Here is a 20111-nt window from a genome sequence, read left to right as displayed (position 1 = left end):
TTCATTTGCTTAGTCGAATAGGGAAATACCCATCAACCGAATCAGCTACGAAATTAAAACAAAAGCAGTAAGCTGCCAAAAAATGAGTGGATTTAGCCAAAATCAATCCGTAAAATCCACGATTATTCGTTATTTTTACGATTCAAGCCTTATTTCTAAGCCCGCATGTACCTTAAATCATTACAGGTCAAACAATTTAAGTCCTATGCGGAAGCTCAATTTGATTTTATCTCCAACATCAATTGCATTGTTGGAGAAAATGGAATTGGGAAGACTAATCTCCTAGATGCCATTCATTTTCTTTCCATGACCAAAAGCGCCCGTGGTGTAGGGGATCCATTGTGCATCCAGCACGGGGAGGATTTTTTTATGATTCAGGGGAATTTTGTCTACCAAAAACAAGACTCCTCTAAGCTCCCTGCCAGTGAAACACAAATTACTTGTGCTTATCAGCGTGGACAGAAAAAAAGCTTTCTACGAGATCAAAAAGCCTATCCGAGACTGGCTGATCACATTGGCAATTTCCCCGTGGTACTCATGGATCCTTATGACACGGATTTAATCCGTGAAGGAAGTGAAGAACGTCGAAGGTTTTTTGATGGCATGATGGCTCAAATGGACCGTGGATTTTTAGATAATTTATTACGCTATAATCGTATAGTTCAACAAAGAAATACCCTATTAAAGCATTTTGCAGAGCGGGGGATAGTGGATCGAATACAGTTGGATAGCTACCATGAACCTATGGTGCAATTAGGGGAAAATATTGCCCTAGCCCGTGTTGAATTCCTCAAAAAATACTTGCCCAATTTTCAGTCGCACTATGCCAAATTATCCGATGATCGGGAGCAAGTCAATATCCACATAGAAAGCACCTTTCCGCTTGGGGAATTAGATGCCTCTTTAAGAAAAGCAGAAGCCCAAGATTTAGCTGCACAAAGGAGCACTTTAGGTATTCATCGAGATGATTTCAGTTTTGAAATCAATGGATTTCCTTTGAAAAAATTTGGTTCACAAGGACAGCAAAAGAGCTTTGTTGTGGCTCTAAAACTAGCTCAATTTGATACATTGGCACAAGCTCATCCTAGAAAACCCCTCTTATTATTGGATGATATTTTTGATAAATTAGACGATCGACGAATACAACGATTGGTACAAATGATGGCTGAAGATCATTTTGGACAAGTATTCATCACGGATGCTCGTCCAGAAAGGACTAAATCACTCCTCAAGAACCTTCAAGGAGAAATCAAGTATTTGACCCTATAAAAACAAACCTTGGTATAAGGTATCAGCAAAAGCCTGCTCTGAATTTTCATGCACCATTTTTTCCATTTGCTCTTTCGAATAACCTATCCCTAGGTTCAGGTATTGCTCTAACTGCTCGGCTATTTGAACAGGAGATTGAGCATTGACTACCAAGCCCAAATGCATGCTTTGAATCAATTTTCCAAGTAGTCCGTAATGGGTCCCCAAAACTACTTTTTTTGATATACTTGCCCGAACTAAAACAGAACTCATGCCTACGTGATTTTGGTATAACATCAATACCAAATCGGAAGCTTCAAAGCACAATTGAATATCTTTACCTTTTATTTCTTGGAAGATGGAAATAACTTCTACATCCGGGTATTGATGAAAAAGCTCTTCCAAATGAGCTTGATAAGCTGGGCTAATGGCACCTGCTACCAACAAACATAATTGGTTCAGCTCCTCTGGGGTTAAATGCTGGGTCGACTGTAAAAATGCTTCTATCCCTTTTCTTGGGTCTAAATAGCCGAAAATTAAACATACTTTTTTGTCAGCAGGAATATGCCATTGTTTTTGAAAGGCTCTTAGCTCATCTGGACTTAGCTCATATGCTCTAACTGGGTCGGAAATGCGCATTACTTGGGTTTTCCCCAGTAAAGGACGGATATGCTTGACAGCCTTATGGTCTAAACTAAATAGCACTTTCATGGAAGACCGAAAAGTCGACAAGCGCAACATCCATTTTTTAATGAAAGCGCTTTTCCAAGAAGCTTTTCGGTAATAAAAATTGGGTCTAAAATAAATGCCCCCCAATTGGAAATGAGCTTTTTTGCCTAATAAAATACCCAATTGGAAATAATCAAAGTACATCAATAAGCCGTGGGTCGTTTCCCAAGCTTCGCTGATGTCCACATACATATTCCATTCGGCTATGGAGCGCTTATAAATAGACTGCCTATGAAGGTCTTGAATAGTGGGGGCATCCAACGAATGAAAATGAATGTTATTCCCTAAATCAAAACCCCAAGTTTGACGGTTATTTTTAAAACTTTGAATAAAGGTTTCAGGTACAATCAATAATAACTCCACCTCAGGCTTGTGACTAAACTGATGAATCAGATAGGCCAGATAATCAGCATGATGGCCGTCATCAATGGAATCGAAAATACTTAATCTATAAGTTAGGGGGGCCGACATAAGGCATCAAAATTAACAATAATATGCGTAACTATTCATTTATTCTGTTTCTTCCATTCCATGAATGACCTCCCCTTTAGTATTCGCCCGCTAATTTGTCCGAAGTTTTGTGATCCCTCAAATTATATCCTTTAAAATTCTCTCTTCCAAAGGATAAAACTTCGCCAAACTCCATAATTCCTGACCATATATTTTACGCTAATTTCATTACCCTGATTATTCAAAAGAGTTGATTCATGCAGATTATTAGACGATGAATATCCAAAGAAAAATGGTTAAAAAAGATACACGAAAAAACTTATACATAAAAAAAGGGGCTCAATAGAGCCCCCTTTCCTATACAATGGTCATCATTACAAATTACGTTTCTTCAATTCACTCACGGCGAAATCAGCAGCCCGAGCAGTTAAAGCCATATAAGTTAAGGATGGATTCACACATGAAGCAGAAGCCATAGCAGCACCGTCTGTCACAAATACGTTCTTCACGTTATGTACTTGATTGTGCTTATTTAATACAGAATTTTTAGAATCACGCCCCATGCGAGCAGTACCCATTTCGTGAATACCTAAACCAATATGTGTATTAGAATTATTGTAAGCATTGATGTTTTTGAAACCTGCAGCTTCTAACATTTCAGCAGCATCATTCATCATATCCTGACGCATTCTAATTTCATTTTCCCCAAATTCGGCTTCAAATTCTAAGACAGGGATCCCCCATTTATCTTTTTGAGTTTGACTCAAGACAAAACGGTTATTGGGATTTGGAAGAATTTCTCCGAAACCACCGAAACCAATGGACCAAGTACCTAGATGAGTTAAGCTCTCTTTAAACTCAGCTCCAAAACCATCCATATTAGTTCCACGTCCCCAGCCAGCACGACTAGCTCCACCTTGATAACCGAAACCGCGGATATAACTACGCTTATCATTACCCCAGTTACGGAAACGAGGAATGTATAAACCATTAGGACGATTACCAAACATATAATCATCATTGAAGCCTTCGATCTGAGCAGAAGCACCTACGCCCAAATGGTGGTCCATGATGTTACGACCTAATTGATCACTATCATTACCTAGTCCATTCGTAAAACGGCTCGACTTAGAATTCATCAAAATGGAAGTAGAACCAATAGCACCGGCATTAACAAAAATGATTTTAGCAAAATATTCCGTTACAGCCATGGTATTTTGATCAATCACACGTACACCTTTAGCCTTTTGTGAGGCCTCATCATAAATGATTTCAGAAACGATGGCATTATGAATCATAGTCAAACGCTTCGTGCGCATAGCGGCCGGTAAGGTCGCAGACAATGAACTAAAATAACCGCCGTATGGACACCCACGCATACACTTGTTACGGTATTGGCATGCACCTCTACCTAAAGCCGTATGATGAGCTCCTGGTTGAGTTAGGTGAGCTACACGACCAATGGTTATTGGACGACCTAATTTCTTATTAACTTGATTTTTAAAATGTTCCTCTGGAGCAGTCATGGCCATTGCTGGTAAAAACTCAGAATCTGGCAATACGTCCAAACCTTCTCTTTGACCAGAAATACCTGCAAATTTCTCCACATAAGAATACCAAGGAGCTAAATCTTCATAACGGATTGGCCAATCTGTTCCAATTCCATCTTTGGCATTTGCTTCAAAATCTTCTTTATTCCAACGATATGATTGGCGTCCCCAAAGTAACGATTTACCACCAGTGTGGTATGCACGTATCCAATCAAAACCACCTTTTTTCTCGATGTATGGATTTTGTTTATCATTTTCAAACAAGTAACGGTGCTCTTCATTCGGTGTGTAACCAGTACGCATTCCTGCCCAATATTCTTCAGCAGCCATATTGGTTGGACGACCACGGTGAGGGAAATCCCAGGGGTCTTTCAAAGCTGTCTCGTATCCTTCCACGTGTTTAATTTCACGACCACGCTCTAAAACAGCAACTTTTAATCCTTTTTCTGTTAATTCTTTGGCAGCCCAGCCACCTGATATACCTGATCCTACGACAATGGCATCGAAGGTCTGGCTTTTTATAGCATCTATGTTAAGATTCATGTGAGTAATGATAAATGGTCAAATTAATATTGATATGCCTTTTGGCCTGGCTTCAATTTGGTAGGTTCAAATTTGCCTGGAACAGTTACGTATTCGAAAGAAGACGTTATTCCTTTTTCAGAAGTAAAATATCCAAAAAGCGTTAACTCCTTGATTAGTCTCCAGAAAGGCACTCCATTATTTCCTTCTAAGGTTTCCTTATCGACATTATCTCCTACTTTTTGCTGTTTTAAACGATAAGAACGCATTAATTCTTTGGTATTGCTTTCCAACAATTTCAACATGGCCACTTGACCACTTGCATTTTGACTTAAAAAACCAGCATGATCTAAATCAGAAACCCCTTTTAAGAAGCTTCTTTGCTCTGGCAATTTGTAGCAATCAGTTAACATTAATTCGATAAATGCGGGAACACCAGCATCAATGGCGCCAGGAGTAGACGTTTTGGGAATGATATGTTCTGCTACAGCAGCCACTATTTTCCTCTGCGTATCCGACAAGCTAAATGTGTCAGCTAAGGCTGTCTTGCCACTGTGTTTCGCTTCCATAGCCATCAATGTCGGAGCAGTGATAGCTCCCCCTAACATCAAAGCTATTTGGGAGATGGCATCTCTTCTTGTAAGCATAATTTTATGGGTTAATATGTTCTTGATAGATTCCGTTTACTCAATCAAATTGATAAGAAGACAAATTTAATCAGAATATTGATTTTTCAAGAATAAATACAAAAAAAAGGGACTGAAGTATATTCAGCCCCTTTATAAATAATTAAATCAACGAATGCACTCAAGTAATAAATCCCCTATTCTTTTTATCAAATAACTGAATAGGTTTAGAGGTTATTTTGGAGGAATTTCACCAACGCTGTCAAGGTTTAAAACCTTGACAGCGTTAAGCAAAAAAACCTTTTTTTTAGTATCCTGGATTCTGTTTCAAATAACCAGTTAAGTTAGATGCTCCGTCAATCGCAGTTTGAGGGATAGGGAACAAACGCATGTTTTTATCCGTGCTATTTTTCTCTGTCCAAGAATCCTCATATTTACCAAAACGGATCAAATCTGTTCTGCGCTGATTCTCCCAATAGAATTCAAACCCACGCTCACGAAGCAAGGTGTTTAAATCAATACTGGTTAAAGCGGGAGCAGATTTAGTACGTGCTGAACGAACAGCATTCACATCTACTAAAGCACCTGCTGCATCTGACTTACGTAATTTAGCTTCAGCACGCATCAAATAAGCATCCGCTAAACGAATGATCACAATATCTGCCTCACCAAAGTTACGTCCAGAAGAAGACTTCTTCGAAAACTCATATTTCTCTACACGATATCCAGTGCTATAATCACTACCTGCTGTCGTGAAGTTCACTGTCTCTGTGTGAATAACTAAAGGGTATGGTGCTTTTCCACGTGTATTATACAAAGGACCAACCTTAAATTTACCATCTGGACATTTAACAAATGCACCACTTTGATAAACCAATCCATATTGTTGACCTCTTAAAATACCACGGTCAATGTTGTATGAATTCCCATCCACACATTCCACAGTCGGGTCAACATTTTTCTTGTAAAAACGAGGATCTGCATCAGCAGGATCTACATTTCCATAAGCACTTACCCATGAGCGATAGAAATCAGGAGTAATAGCAGGACCGTCAGTACCATTGGCAGCTGGATAAGCTGGTACTGGACGTTGGTCATTGGCTAAAGAGAAATAAGACATACGGTTATGTCCGTTCAATTCAGCACGTTGGTCTACAGCAAAAATCAATTCTTTGTTCGTATGGTTATCATTTCCAAAAATTGCGAAATAATCAGCTGATAAAGCGTATTGACCAGAACTGATAATCTTTCCTGTATATTCGATTACTTTGTCCATATCAGCTGCTGTATGGCTCAAAGTAGCTCCATAAGGATCACGATAAGCTGCAGCATTCAAGTGTAATTTGGCTAATAAACCCCAAACTGCACCTTTAGTGATACGACCTGGACCTGTAGTTGTTTCTACAATAGGTTCAATGGCCAATAACTCTGCACGGATATAATCTACGGCTTTATCTGTTCTCAAAATGGTGGAAACATCTCCTAAATCTTCTTTTTGGAAAGCAATACCGAACAAATCCAACATCAATAAATTGTAGTAAGCACGCATTCCACGAGCTTCAGCAATGTATAGATTGGCAGATGGATCCTTATTTACCTTTAACGAATTTATGGCAGTAACTGAACGAGAAATTCCTTGTAAAATCAAATTCCACGTATTTCTCACGTTCGGGTCAGTACTTGTCGTTTGGTGACGGTGCAACGACAAATAGATACCATTATCACCCCAGTCAGTACCTCCACGATAAGGAAGGATTGCTTCATCCGTAGAAATTTCAGTCAAAGCGAACAAATTGGTATGTTGGTAAATACTAGGCAATAAAGCATATGCAGGAGCCAAAATTCCATCTGCCGCCTGTTTATCAGTTACGGTAGTGGCATTGTACTCATCTAAAATGATCTCATTCAAATTGGTACAGCTATAAAAAGCCATCATACCAAAAAGAATTATGGTTATTTTTCCTATCTTTTTCATTTTTGTTTAACGATTAAAATGTAAGATTTAAGCCGAAGATGACAGATTTAGCTTTTGGATAGCTTAAGTAGTCAATTCCATAAGATAATACTCCGTTCATAGAACTATCCTTATTAACTTCTGGATCAAATCCATCGTAATTGGTAGCAATCCATAAGTTTTGTCCAGTTACTGATACGCGTAAAGCAGATACCCACTTACTAATGCCTAATTTCTGAGTATCAAATGTATAGCCCAAAGTAGCATTGTTCAAACGTAAGAAACCGCCATCTTTTAAGAAACGAGTTGATACTGGAGCCGCATTACTATTGGATTCTTTCGAATCAGCAAAAGCAGCTGGAGTCGTGTTGGAGTTTTTAGCGATTTTCAACTTGTAGAAAGAGGAGTTCGCTGTATTGTCATAAATTTTATTTCCTGCAACTCCATTGAATTGTAAAGACAAATCAAATCCTTTGTAAGCTACATTTCCAAAAAAGTTATACTGTGTAGATGGCAAAGCCGATCCAGCAGCAATACGATCTTTATCTGTTACAATACCATCACCATCTACGTCACGGTAAACACTCATACCTTTGTCATCAAATCCAGTAAATTCTTTCAAGAAGAATGTACCGATAGGCTGACCATTGATATAACCATTGATCGTAGCAGAAGTCAAACCTGAACCTGATGCCGAACCTGAAGGAATCACTGTATAAGGAGAACCTACTACTTCGTTTTTAATCAAAGTCAAGTTACCGCCCAAGCCATATTTCCAGCCAGTTTCTGTAGTTCCTTTGTATTCCAAATCCAATTCCAAACCACTGTTATTGATTTTCATATCTTTTACATTAGCCCAAACAGAAGAAGCAGGTTGAACTGGATCTGATGGAATAACTTCCAATAACATGTTATTAGAAACTTTATTGAAATAATCAATCGATCCAGAGAATGCTCCATTTCCGAAAGCAAAATCCAAACCTACGTTACTTTGTGTTGAAACCTCCCATTGAATATCTGGATTAGCTAAACGAGAATACGTAATCCCTGATGGGAAAGTTGAAGTCGCATCCAAAGGATAAGAAGTAGAACCTGAGATTGTCGAAGTAAACAATGGTTGAGTAATTTTCGAAGGAATCTCTTGGTTACCTGTTTGTCCCCAACCAGCACGAAGTTTCAAATTGCTGATATTGGTATTCTTTAAGAATGCTTCTTCTGAAATTCTCCATCCTAAAGAGAATGATGGGAACACCCCGTATTTATTGTTGGCACCAAATTTAGAAGAACCGTCAGCACGTACCGTAGCCGTAACTAAATATTTGTCTTTAAACTGGTAGTTGAAACGGCCAAAATACGATTGTAATTCATTAATGAATGCTGAACCACCTGGTTTGTTGGTTGCCATCGTCAATTCTTGACCTACACCAGGATTGTAGATTGGATCAATGGGCAAATCAGCTGGGAACTTATTAATGCTCCAGTTGCGGTATTGCACTTTAATTTTTTGATATGAATGACCCACCAATGCTGAGAAATTATGATCTCCTTTGTCATACGTATATGTCAAATAGTTTTCAATCAAACGATTGGTATTACTAGCCAAATAAGAATCTAAACGACCATCTTGTTTTGGAATATTACTTCCCAATGATTCTACATCACGCGTAGAAGTAGAATTATCCACACCAAAGTTCAAACGATAAACCAACCCTTTCACAATCTTCAAAGAAGGAGAAATACTGGCAATCGTACGATTGATCGTGGTGATATCTTTAAACAAAGTTAATCCTAATAATGGGTTAGAAGCTGTAGCATAACGAGCCAATGTACCATCAGCCGCATAAGCTGGAAGTGTTGGGTTATTAGAAATAGCTGTCCCTAATAATCCTTCTACTGAAGGGCGCTCATTATTGGTATTGGTTACATTCAAATTAGCATCCACGACCAAACGATCATCCCAAAACTTCTGAGTCACATTGATACGACCGGTATAACGATCTAATTGATTGTTTTTCAAAATACCTTGTTGAGCTTGTGCTCCAAAAGAGGCATAGTATGAAAGTTTATTAGCACCACCGCCCAAACTCAAATTATAGTTTTGAGTTAAAGCTTGACGGGTAATTTCTTTTTGCCAATCGGTATTTCCACCGAAATCTTCCAAATTACCGCCATTAGCTACTACTTGCTTACGGAATTCTGATGCTGATAATACAGGTAATGCGCGAGCGATACTAGATACAGCCAAACTTGAGCTGAAATTCAAGGTAGAAACGCCTGCTTTACCTTTTTTAGTTGTTATTAACACCACACCATTCGCACCACGAGCACCATAAATGGCCGTAGCAGAAGCGTCTTTTAATACGTCAATGGATTCAATGTCTTGAGGATTCAAGAAGTTCAAAGGGTTTCCACCACCTGTACTTGAATTATCCAATGCCAAACCATCAATGACGAATAATGGAGTACTACCTGTACGAATACCTCCCGGTCCACGAATGGTGATCCCTTGACTACCACCTGGCTCTCCTGTAGCAGATGTTACGTTCACACCCGCTACTTTACCTTGCAATAATTGCTCAGGTGAGTTGATGATACCTTTGTTGAACGCAGCACTTTGTACCGACTTAACCGATCCTGTTACATCGCGTTTGTTTTGAGTACCATAACCTACCACAACCACTTGTGCTAAGTCAGCTGAGTTAGCCACCATGGCAATTTCTATTGATGATTTAGAACCAACTGTAACCTCCTGAGTGGCATAACCCAAATAGCGAACGACCAATACCGAATTGTCATTCGGCACAGAAATGGTAAATGCACCATTTACATCGGTACTCACACCTTTCGTTGTACCCTTAAGAATTACGTTACCGCCGATGAGTGCCTCTTTCGTAGTGGCATCAATCAATCGACCTTTAATTTGTTTACCCGCTTGTGCATTCACATCGAATGCCCCAAGCATGATTATGCTAGCCACGAAAAATAGTACTATACGAGTACTTGTATTTCGTAACAACGCACACCATAATGGATCGTGTAATTGTTTTTTCATAAATTGATTTTTTGAAATGGTAATTTTTGGGTTTAAAAATTTTTGAAATTTACCTATTAATAATTGTAATATCTTCACAATATTTTACGCAAACGTTTGCAATTGAGGCCATATGGCTATTGCAATCCCATAAAAGTAGAACGCTTGCTACAATACTCAAGAAATACGATGTTAAGGTATTGTTAATTCATCCTAAGTACGAAGGGAAGATTCCCGAATGATTAACTTGGGGTCCAATGAAATAGTCATTGGATCCAATTTTTGATCTTTTTTGGACAAAAACAATTTCGCCGCCTCTTCTCCGATTCTTCTACTTTGTCGAGAAACGGAACTCAAAGGGGGATGCACGAAAGAGGCTAAAGGAATATCATCAAAACCCACGATAGCCACATCATGCGGAACCGAAACTCCCATTTCCCTCAAAACAAACATAGCAGCTATGCAAACCTCATCATTGACCCCAAAAATGGCATCTGGTTTATGGGCCGACTGCATTAGGTTTCGAGTCGCCTGAATAGCGCTCTCCGCCGAAAAATGCACATATTGAATCAAGTCCCCCTCCACCTGTCGACCATTCGCCAACAGGCAATCCTGAAAACCCAGAAAACGTTGCTGAGAAACACTAATCCCAGATGGTCCATGCAAATGAGCAATACGCTGACATCCCATATCTATCAAATGTTGAGTGGCCATAAATGCTCCTTGATAATCATCCGTTACTACTCGGTCAGAAGCCACGCCATGATTCGGTCGGTCAATAAAAATGACGGGTAAAGAACGCTGGATTACTAGATCAATATGTTCGCCTAATTGCTGGTCATAACTTTCCTGAGCCATAGAAATAAATAATCCATCGACCCTGTTAGCCAACAAACGGTCAATGTATTCCTTCTCAATGGTATGAGATTCATTACTCACGCAGATATTCAATAGATAGCCTGATTTCAGTAGAATTTCTTCCATCCCTTCCAAAATAGAAGACTCATGGTAGTGCGTGATAGAGGGCAAAATAAGTCCCAGTGTCATGGAACAATTATTCAACAAACTGAGTGAAAGCGTATTTTTTTGATAACCAACCTTCAAGGCATATTCCTGAATGGTTTTACGGGTTTCGATATTGATAGCAGGATGATCATTTAAAGCCCGCGAAATAGTAGATGGCGCGCATTTAAACTTCTTGGCTATATCCTTTATAGAAACAGAGTTATTCAATATATCAGTATATTGGTATTATCTCAAATATATAATTTTTTTGCGTGAAAAATCGTTTTCAAGCCTAAAGGCTGTCAAGGTTTGAAACCTTGCCAGCCTTAGGCGATGACAGCTTTTCGGATTAGGATTTTCAAGGCAATATGGTTAATTTCATATTTTCTAAACCTTTAGTTATATGACTGCTTCGAATCCCGAATTCGATAATAATAAGATTCCTGTTAAGAAACTTTGGCAAGTAATCATCGCCTCCTCCGTTGGAACCGTCATTGAATGGTATGATTTCTATATTTTTGGCAGCCTTTCAGCCATCATTTCTCTTTCTTTTTTTCCAAAAGATGATCCTACGGCAGCGTTTATTTCGACACTGGCTGCATTTGGAGCGGGTTTTGTCGCTCGTCCTTTTGGTGGAATTATCTTTGGTCGCTTAGGTGATCGGATCGGAAGAAAATATACCTTTTTATTAACGCTCATTTTGATGGGAGGCTCCACATTTGCTATCGCATTTATTCCCAGTTATTCCGACATCGGTTTAGTAGCACCGGCCATCCTGTTTTTACTACGCATTATACAAGGTTTAGCCCTTGGTGGAGAATATGGAGGTGCAGCCACCTATGTGGCTGAATATGCCCCCGATGCTCATCGTGGAAAATACACTGCTTACATTCAAACTACAGCCACTTTAGGATTTTTTGTGTCCATCATCGTTATTTTGATTTGTCAAAAAATCATGGGTGACGCTGAATTCAAAGCCTGGGGCTGGCGAATCCCTTTTGCCCTTTCGGGTATTTTAGTGATTGTTTCTTATTTCATTCGTAGAAATATGCAAGAATCTCCACTTTTTGCACGATTAAAAAAAGAAGGTCGATTGTCAGAAAACCCCTTACGCGAGGCTTTTGCCAGCAAATCCAATCGTCGCTTAATGCTCATTGCCATGTTTGGGGCTATCGTCGGACAAGGAGTCGTTTGGCATACGGGACAATTTTACGCTCAAATCTTCATCAATAAAATCTTGATGGTGGATTTCACTACGACCAACTTAATCATTGCGGCCTCATTGGTGGTGGGAACCCCTCTATTCGTGGTTTTTGGTAGTCTTTCTGATCGTATCGGTAGAAAAAAAATCATGTTGGGTGGTATGGCCCTAGCCGCCATATTATATTATCCCTTATTTGCCTGGATGTCGGATATCGTTGATCAAGAGGGCACGCTTATTAATGGGGCATATCATTTAACAACCACCGGCACCGTAAAACTGGCATTTATCTGTATCCTATTGGTCACTTTTGCGGCCATGGCTTATGGGCCTATCGCAGCCTTTTTAGTGGAATTATTCCCAACCAAAATTCGCTACACCTCCCTCTCCATTCCATATCATTTTGCCAATGGTGTATTTGGAGGATGTGCCCCCTTTGTTGCTACCTGGTTAGGTGCCGTCACACATTCTAATTTCTCCGGTATTTTTTATCCCATTACACTGGCTGCCTTGACCGTGATTATTGGTGTCATCTATTTGCCAGAAACAAAAGGAAGAGCTATAATGGATTAAAGTCATGAACAAAATCATTCAAGAAGCTATCCAAAGAGAAGCCCAATTGGCTACCAGAAGACACTTTTTAAGTAGTCTTGGAACGGGATTGGGGTCCTTGGCTCTTGGAAGTTTTTTGACGAATTGTAGTTCTGATACTGGGGCATCATTTGCATCCCCACTGGCTGCCAAAAGTTCCCCAAAATTAGGAAAGGCAAAATCTGTTATATTTTTACACATGGCAGGGGCGCCATCCCAACTGGAACTATTTGATTATAAACCAAGCTTGGCCAAATTCGATGGAAAAGAATGTCCTCCAGAATTATTGGCAGGCAAGAAATTTGCCTTTATCCGAGGTATTCCCAATTTATTGGGCCCGAAAGCTCATTTTGAACAAAGAGGACAAGCGGGCCATTGGATTTCCGATTACCTCCCTCATTTGGCTAGCCAAGCTGACCGAGTAAGCTTTCTTAAAGGGATGCATACCGATCAATTTAACCATGCACCTGCCCAGCTTTTGATGCATACTGGATCTGCCCGCTTAGGTAGACCCAGTATGGGCTCATGGGTGAGTTATGGTTTAGGTACTGAAAATCAAAATTTACCAGGTTTCGTGGTATTAGCTTCTGGTGGTAAAAACCCTGATGCCGGGAAGTCAGCCTGGGGTAGCGGATTTTTACCTTCCGTTTACCAAGGCGTTCAATGCCGCTCAGAAGGTGAGCCCATTTTATTTATTCAAAACCCAGCCGGTGTCAATTCCGATATTCGAAAAGCCAGTATTGAAACCATCAATCAGATCAATCAAGAAACCTATCAAGAATTTGGTGATCCCGAGACGGTGGCGCGAATAGCCCAATATGAGATGGCTTATAAAATGCAAAGCTCTGTTCCAGAGGTCATGGATATCAACAAAGAACCTGCCTATATCCATGAAATGTATGGAACTGAATCTGGGAAAGAGTCCTTTGCTAATAATTGCCTATTGGCTAGAAAACTGGTCGAGCAAGGGGTCCGCTTTGTACAACTGTTCGACTGGGGCTGGGATACCCATGGTACGGGATTAGATGGTTCGGTAGATTATGGATTACACCAAAAATGTAGGCAAGTCGACAAAGCCGCTACCGCCCTATTGCTGGATTTGGAACAACGCGGCTTATTGGATGAAACATTGGTGGTTTGGGGAGGAGAGTTTGGCCGTACACCTATGCAAGAAAACAGAGAGGGGAAAAAACTTGCCTATTTTGGTAGAGACCACCATACAGAAGCTTTTACCATGTGGTTAGCTGGTGGAGGAATTAAACCAGGCATATCTTACGGAGAAACGGATGATTTAGGTTATTCCACCATTTCTGGTAAAACATCGGTATATGATCTGCAGGCCACCATTCTCCAATGTTTGGGATTCAATCATGAAGAATTTACCTATCCTTTTCAAGGTAGGAACTTCCGACTGACGGACGTATTTGGCAAAGTTATCGACCCTATTTTGGCATGAAAAACCTAATCACCATCGCTATTTTAGGTTTGGCTGGCTTTTTCGTAGGAACGCAAATTTGGCCGAATGATTCACATATCGACTTCAATACCCAAGTCAAGCCCATTTTAAATAAAAATTGTATTAGTTGTCATGGTGGCGTTAAAAAGCAAGGCGGATTTAGTCTTTTGTTCCGCGAAGAAGCTTTAGGAAAAACCAAATTCAATGCCGCGGCAATTGTCCCAGGGCATCCAGAAAAATCAAGCTTCATTCAACGACTGAGCTTACAGGACCCCGAAGAGAAAATGCCTTATAAAAGGCCTCCATTATCCCAAAAAGAAATTGAAATTTTAAGTCAATGGGTCAAAGAAGGTGCTGAATGGGGTGAACATTGGGCATATCAACCTTTAAAGAAACCTCAAGTGCCTTATAGTTCCTGGTGGAAACAGGCTCTTTCATGGGTAGGTATACAAGCTGGTTGGGAAGAAAATGAAATCGACCATTTTGTGGGGACTAAACAAGCTGAGATGGGCCTTGGCCATCAATCCAAAGCTGAGAAGGCCGACTTACTAAGGCGACTAAGTCTGGATCTAACAGGATTGAGTCCCACGCAGGCAGAATATCAGGCATTTGAATCCGATGATTCAAATGGTGCATACGAGAAAAAAGTAGATGAATTATTAAAGTCCCCTCGATTCGGAGAAAAATGGGCCAGCATGTGGATGGACTTGGCTAGATATGCAGACACGAAAGGTTATGAAAAAGATGATAAACGGAGTATTTGGCGATACCGCGATTATGTCATTGAATCCTTTAACCAAAACAAAGCTTATGATCAATTTATTACCGAACAATTAGCCGGTGATTTATTGCCCAATCCTAAAGAAAGTCAATACATCGCCACCGCTTTTCATCGGAATACCGCCAATAATGATGAAGGAGGAACAGAAGATGAGGAGTTTAGAATCGCCGCCATCTTGGATCGGGTAAATACCACTTGGGAAACTTTACAAGGAACGAGTTTTTCTTGTGTTCAATGTCATTCCCATCCCTATGATCCCATTCGCCATGAAGAATATTACCAATACATGGCCTACTTCAATAATACCCGAGATGAGGATGTTCCGGATGAATCTCCTTATTACCGACACTTTAAATCGTCGGATCAAAAGCGCGTCGACTCCTTACTCCATTTTATAAAAAGCAAATATCCCAAAGAACATCAAACTTGGAAGCAAACTATCCAATTTGTGGAACCCAAAATACATCCGCATTGGGCTGACGAGTTCATCAATGGGGCATTACAAGATAATAAGTACTTGGCTGTCCGACCTGGAGGATCCGTCCGATTTAAGGCTGTACCCATGAATGAAAAAACGGAGATGATGATTGCCTATAAAAATAGCAATGACGCGGCCACTCAATTAGTGATTCGACAAGGCTCTTTGCAAGGGAAGATTATTGCTAAGATAAAACTTGATACTACTTTATCCGAAAAAGAAGGTATCAAAAAAGGGAATTGGGCACATGGCTGGACCTATGCCTTTTATACCATTCCGGCATTGGCAGGGAAACAAGATCTATATTGGTCATTTACCAATAAATCCTGCCAGCCTGATCAAAATACGGCTGTCATTGGATATTGGATGCTGTTACCTAAAACGCCTGAAGCATTAAAAAATACGCCCTTTCTGACCTTGGCCAAACAATTCATCAGCACTCAACCGGAAGGGACTACCCCTGTTTTATTGGAAAATCCAACCGAATTTAGAAGGAACACACCGGTATTCGAAAGAGGAAGTTGGCTTTCCCCTGGTAAACATGTGGAGCGGTCCATTCCCCAGTTATTTGCCAAACTATACCAAAAGCCCGTGAGAAACAGGTTGGAATTAGCTCAATGGATGAGCAGTCCTCAAAATCCACTGACCGCTCGGGTGGCAGTTAATCGATTCTGGGAACAACTTTTTGGCACTGGTTTAATAGAAACCATGGAAGATTTGGGTAGTCAAGGGCTTTCACCCAGTCATCAGGAATTATTGGATTTTTTAGCTTACCAATTCCAATTTACCTTTCACTATAAGCCTAAGGAGTTTTTAAAATATATGGTGATGTCGGCCACCTATCAGCAAAGTTCAGAATTCACCCAAGAATCCAAAGAAAAAGATCCGAACAATCGCTATCTAAGTCATGGACCTAGAGTTCGGTTAAGTCCTGAACAGCTCCGTGATCAGGCATTACTTTGGTCTGGACTATTATCCACTAAAATCGGGGGGCCAAGTGTAATGCCAGAGCAACCAGAGGGGATTTGGAATGCTCCGTATAGTGGTATGAAATGGACTAAAAGTGATGGAGAAGATCAATGGCGACGGTCGCTATATACCTATTGGCGACGTAGCAGTCCTTATCCCACGCAGGTTACATTTGATGCGGGAACTCGTGATATTTGTTTGTCCAGAAGAATCCGAACCAACACCCCCATGCAAGCACTCAATGCCTTAAATGATCCTGTTTTTATGGAATGTGCTTTATTCTTTGCCCGAAAATTTCCGCAGGAAAATGAAGAAAAGTTTATAGAAAAGGCTTTTTATCAGCTTTTTGGAAAAGAGATTAGTTCGGCAAAAAAGAAACATCTAGTCAAATTTTACCAACAAGTCCTTCCTATATATCAAAAGGACGTCCGCCATTGTCAAGAATTTTTACATCTTTGTCCAGATAATACCTTACCCAAAGAGGCTCCCACTTTAATAGCCAGAACCCTTGTCAGCAATGTTTTATTTAACCTAGATGAAAGTATCAATAAACCATAATACTCCACAACCTCTTAACTATCCCTATGAACAAGTCCATTCAACGAAGAGATTTTTTAAAAACTAGCTCCGTTTTAGTTGGCGGAAGCCTCTTATCAACCTCACACACTATGAAAAAAATTGCCCCCAAACCTGGCGAAATCGTTTTAGGTCACAACAATTACAAATTTAAGGTTATCCCAAACTGGGGCATCTTGGATGCTGGTAAAAATCCGGTTAACGACTGCCATGAAATGGTGGAAGATGCCAAAGGTCGCTTGTTTTTATTAACCAATGAAACCAAAAACAATGTCTTGATTTATGATAAATCGGGCAAGTTATTAGACTCATGGGGACACACCTATCCAGGCGCACATGGCTTGACCATATTGAATGAAGGGGGAGAGCAGTTTTTATTGATTTGCGACAATACCCGTCATCAGGTCATCAAGACAGATTTAAAAGGAAAAGAAATTTTCAAAATCGAATATCCGAAAGAAACAGGCGTATATGATCATCCCCATCAATTTGTACCCACAGAGACTGCCGTGAATCCTAAGAATGGGGATATTTATGTAGCAGATGGATATGGGGCGAATTATATCATCCAATATGATGCTAAAGGGAAATACATCCGTCATTTTGGAGGTAAGACAAATGAGTATGATGATAACTTATTCAATTGCTGTCATGGGGTTTTAGTTGATACACGTGATCCAAAAAATTGGACCCTCTTAGTGACAGACCGTGTAAATAATAGTTTAAAACGCTTCACATTGGATGGTAAATTCATCACGCGTTATCATCTACCAGGCTCATTTGTTTGTCGGCCTAACTTACACGGAGATCATATCGTAGCCGCTTGTTTCCGAAGTGGTGATGGAAATTGGCCAGGCTCTGGCTATGTTCAAATCTTAGACAAAGACATGAAAGTAGTCTCTACACCAGGAGGCTCTGAACCCATTTACAAAAATGGAGTATTGCAAAGACAGCATAAAGATGATGAGAATAAGGTGTTTATACATCCCCATGATGTGTACGCTGATTCAGATGACAACATCTATGTAGCGCAATGGGCCTCTCAAAAAACCTACCCTATCAAATTGGAACGTATCGGTTAATATGATTCTTTTGGACGTGGAGGGAATTCCTGATTGGGTTCTATTTTTTGGCCATTTTCATCCCATGTTGGTGCATTTACCCATTGGTATGCTCCTCATGGGAATGATTTTATATGGTTTTTCCAAAAAAGAAGAAGCACAAAGACAGGCATCTATTGCGTCCATTTTATGGAGCACAGGCATAGCGGCCCTAATTTCTTGTGCCATGGGATGGTGCTTATCCCTAACGGGAGAATATGATATGGATGCCTTATTTATCCATCAATGGCTAGGAATTAGCCTAGCCTTGAGTTCATTGGCTTTGGCTTATATGGCTCAATTTTGGTCCCAAGATTCTTTGATGTCTCGCTTTTTCAAACCTGGATTGAGCTTGGCTTTTATCTTAGTCATGTGGACAGGACATGTGGGAGGAAACTTGACTCATGGTTCCGATTATTTGAGTACCTACCTTCCTCAACCTTGGAGAAACTGGCTAGGAATTGCTCCTAGGGAACAAGAATCTGATGGGAAAAGTGTGTCGCGCATTACGATTAAAAATTTGCAAGAGGCACTTATCTATCAAGATTTAATTCAACCTACTTTAAAACAAAAATGTTGGTCATGTCATAATGCCGAAAAACAAAAAGGCAAATTGCGCATGGATAGTCCAGAATATTTTTTGAAAGGCGGGGCTAATGGAGTTATTCTACTAGCAGGTAAACCCGAAGAAAGTGACTTAATCAAACGTATCCTTTTAGATCCATCTCATGAAGACCACATGCCTCCTAAGGGAAAAGTCAACTTAACAGAAGATGAGATCATTTTGTTACAATGGTGGGTAAAAGAGGGGGCGCATTTCAATAAAAAGATTTCTGAGATTCCTTACAATGCCCGAATCAAAACGGTATTGACAAAATATACCCAGGGTGGAAATCAACAAGAAGCACATGTTTCCCCTATATTAAAAGAAAATATTCCTCCTGCATCTGATGCCGATATTGATAAAGTTAGAAGGCACCAAGTATTAGTCATTGCTTTAAGTAAAGAGAAATCATTCTTGGAAGTCAATGCCATTAATGCCAAACAGGTTGGGGATAAAGAACTTCAAGATTTGGATGATATTAAGGATCAATTGGTTTCCTTAAAATTAGGAGGAACTAACATAAGCGATGCTCTCTTGCAACAGATCAGTGCATATCCAAGATTAATTCATTTACAATTAGATCATACCAAAATCAGTCATCGAGGACTCTCTTACATAAGTTCTTTGAAGCACTTAGAAACCTTGAATTTGGTGGGTACTTCTATCGGTGATGAAGGAGTCTTGGCAATAGCTCAGATGCCAGCATTAAGAAAGATTTACCTATGGCAAAGTAAAGTGAGTGAACAAGGGATAAAACTACTTCAAAAGAAAATGCCCAAGCTGGTTATTGACCAGGGATGGAAAGGAAAATGGCCTTTGGACACACTAAACATTCCCATTAAAAAGCCTGAATAAAGGAATCTATTTTGCATCTTTCCACCTTATATACTTGCTATTTTTTTTCCCCAATGGGACATTTTATGTCTATTTCAATCTCAATATTTGATTGGTTTGATTGAAAATCAACTGCAATTTCCATGAAATCAGGCTCTTAGGTGTTTAAAAACAGCTAAAATTGTGTTGAGTCAGCGGTCATTTATTTAATCTTTCTCCCTTATCCTGTTTCCAAATTATAATTCAAACAATTTTTCAGCTTCCGCCAAAAATTGAATTTTTCTAAGATTTACCAAATCGCCTTTTTCCGGCCATTTTTGAAAATACGCCCAAGGAGCTTCTAACGGAATTCATTTGTTCAAAATTTTAAATTGAGTACAAATGTCGATTCAGATTATTTCTACAA

General features: G+C 39.8%; 12 protein-coding genes. 6 read left to right on the top strand and 6 right to left on the bottom strand.

Annotated features, from left to right (window positions below):
• The first annotated feature begins 165 nt into the window (after nt 1–165).
• Entirely contained in the window at nt 166–1269 is a 1104-nt protein-coding gene (gene recF, locus EWU23_RS08170) for a DNA replication/repair protein RecF (protein WP_166230647.1), read from the top strand.
• Here recF and EWU23_RS08165 read toward each other — a convergent pair.
• The 6 genes from EWU23_RS08165 to EWU23_RS08140 all read right to left on the bottom strand — a co-directional run bounded on the left by EWU23_RS08165 (nt 1264) and on the right by EWU23_RS08140 (nt 11343).
• The gene (locus EWU23_RS08165) at nt 1264–2448 is read right to left on the bottom strand and encodes a glycosyltransferase (protein ID WP_166230645.1); all 1185 of its coding nucleotides are present in this window, start codon (nt 2446–2448) and stop codon (nt 1264–1266) included. The two genes, recF and EWU23_RS08165, sit on opposite strands and share 6 nt — an antisense overlap.
• Before the next feature lie 353 nt (nt 2449–2801).
• Nucleotides 2802–4520: a GMC oxidoreductase gene (locus tag EWU23_RS08160; RefSeq protein WP_166230643.1), complete on the bottom strand. Its 1719-nt coding sequence runs from the start codon at nt 4518–4520 to the stop codon at nt 2802–2804.
• 23 nt (nt 4521–4543) lie between these two features.
• On the bottom strand, nt 4544–5146 hold the full coding sequence (locus EWU23_RS08155; protein ID WP_166230641.1) for a gluconate 2-dehydrogenase subunit 3 family protein: 603 nt from the start codon (nt 5144–5146) through the stop codon (nt 4544–4546).
• A 286-nt stretch (nt 5147–5432) separates the two neighbouring features.
• On the bottom strand, nt 5433–7100 hold the full coding sequence (locus EWU23_RS08150; RefSeq protein ID WP_166230639.1) for a RagB/SusD family nutrient uptake outer membrane protein: 1668 nt from the start codon (nt 7098–7100) through the stop codon (nt 5433–5435).
• A 13-nt stretch (nt 7101–7113) separates the two neighbouring features.
• A complete protein-coding gene (locus EWU23_RS08145) occupies nt 7114–10041 on the bottom strand; it encodes a SusC/RagA family TonB-linked outer membrane protein (protein WP_166230967.1) in 2928 nt (975 codons plus the stop codon).
• Between the two features lie 282 nt (nt 10042–10323).
• Complete coding sequence (locus EWU23_RS08140) at nt 10324–11343, bottom strand: LacI family DNA-binding transcriptional regulator (RefSeq protein ID WP_166230637.1); 1020 nt, start codon at nt 11341–11343, stop codon at nt 10324–10326.
• Nucleotides 11344–11518: 175 nt separating this feature from the next.
• On the opposite strand from EWU23_RS08140, the gene EWU23_RS08135 reads away from it, so the two are divergent.
• The 5 genes from EWU23_RS08135 to EWU23_RS08115 are packed head-to-tail and all read left to right on the top strand — an operon-like array spanning nt 11519 to nt 19726.
• Entirely contained in the window at nt 11519–12889 is a 1371-nt protein-coding gene (locus tag EWU23_RS08135; RefSeq protein ID WP_166230635.1) for an MFS transporter, read from the top strand.
• A 4-nt stretch (nt 12890–12893) separates the two neighbouring features.
• Nucleotides 12894–14363, top strand: coding sequence for a DUF1501 domain-containing protein (locus EWU23_RS08130; protein WP_166230632.1), 1470 nt, complete (start codon nt 12894–12896; stop codon nt 14361–14363).
• Nucleotides 14360–17149 (top strand): DUF1553 domain-containing protein, encoded by a 2790-nt coding sequence (locus tag EWU23_RS08125; protein WP_166230630.1) that lies wholly within the window; start codon nt 14360–14362, stop codon nt 17147–17149. Before EWU23_RS08130 ends, EWU23_RS08125 begins: the two co-directional genes overlap by 4 nt.
• Before the next feature lie 26 nt (nt 17150–17175).
• A complete protein-coding gene (locus tag EWU23_RS08120; protein ID WP_166230628.1) occupies nt 17176–18249 on the top strand; it encodes an NHL repeat-containing protein in 1074 nt (357 codons plus the stop codon).
• 1 nt (nt 18250) lies between these two features.
• Nucleotides 18251–19726, top strand: a complete 1476-nt coding sequence (locus tag EWU23_RS08115; protein ID WP_166230626.1) for a c-type cytochrome domain-containing protein — start codon at nt 18251–18253, stop codon at nt 19724–19726.
• The last annotated feature ends 385 nt before the right edge of the window (nt 19727–20111 follow it).

The organism is Aquirufa beregesia (genome assembly GCF_011090385.1).
GTDB classification, from domain to species: domain Bacteria; phylum Bacteroidota; class Bacteroidia; order Cytophagales; family Spirosomataceae; genus Aquirufa; species Aquirufa beregesia.
The sequence above is the reverse complement of the archived record's forward strand: the minus strand, read 5'-3'. Positions and strand labels throughout refer to the sequence as shown.

Coding starts and splice junctions, on each gene's coding strand:
- EWU23_RS08120 (WP_166230628.1), top strand. CDS start 17,176: ATGAACAAGTCCATTCAACGAAGAGATTTTTTAAAAACTAGCTCCGTT.
- EWU23_RS08150 (WP_166230639.1), bottom strand. CDS start 7,100: ATGAAAAAGATAGGAAAAATAACCATAATTCTTTTTGGTATGATGGCT.
- EWU23_RS08155 (WP_166230641.1), bottom strand. CDS start 5,146: ATGCTTACAAGAAGAGATGCCATCTCCCAAATAGCTTTGATGTTAGGG.
- EWU23_RS08135 (WP_166230635.1), top strand. CDS start 11,519: ATGACTGCTTCGAATCCCGAATTCGATAATAATAAGATTCCTGTTAAG.
- EWU23_RS08125 (WP_166230630.1), top strand. CDS start 14,360: ATGAAAAACCTAATCACCATCGCTATTTTAGGTTTGGCTGGCTTTTTC.
- EWU23_RS08165 (WP_166230645.1), bottom strand. CDS start 2,448: ATGTCGGCCCCCCTAACTTATAGATTAAGTATTTTCGATTCCATTGAT.
- EWU23_RS08160 (WP_166230643.1), bottom strand. CDS start 4,520: ATGAATCTTAACATAGATGCTATAAAAAGCCAGACCTTCGATGCCATT.
- EWU23_RS08145 (WP_166230967.1), bottom strand. CDS start 10,041: ATGCTTGGGGCATTCGATGTGAATGCACAAGCGGGTAAACAAATTAAA.
- EWU23_RS08130 (WP_166230632.1), top strand. CDS start 12,894: ATGAACAAAATCATTCAAGAAGCTATCCAAAGAGAAGCCCAATTGGCT.
- EWU23_RS08115 (WP_166230626.1), top strand. CDS start 18,251: ATGATTCTTTTGGACGTGGAGGGAATTCCTGATTGGGTTCTATTTTTT.
- recF (WP_166230647.1), top strand. CDS start 166: ATGTACCTTAAATCATTACAGGTCAAACAATTTAAGTCCTATGCGGAA.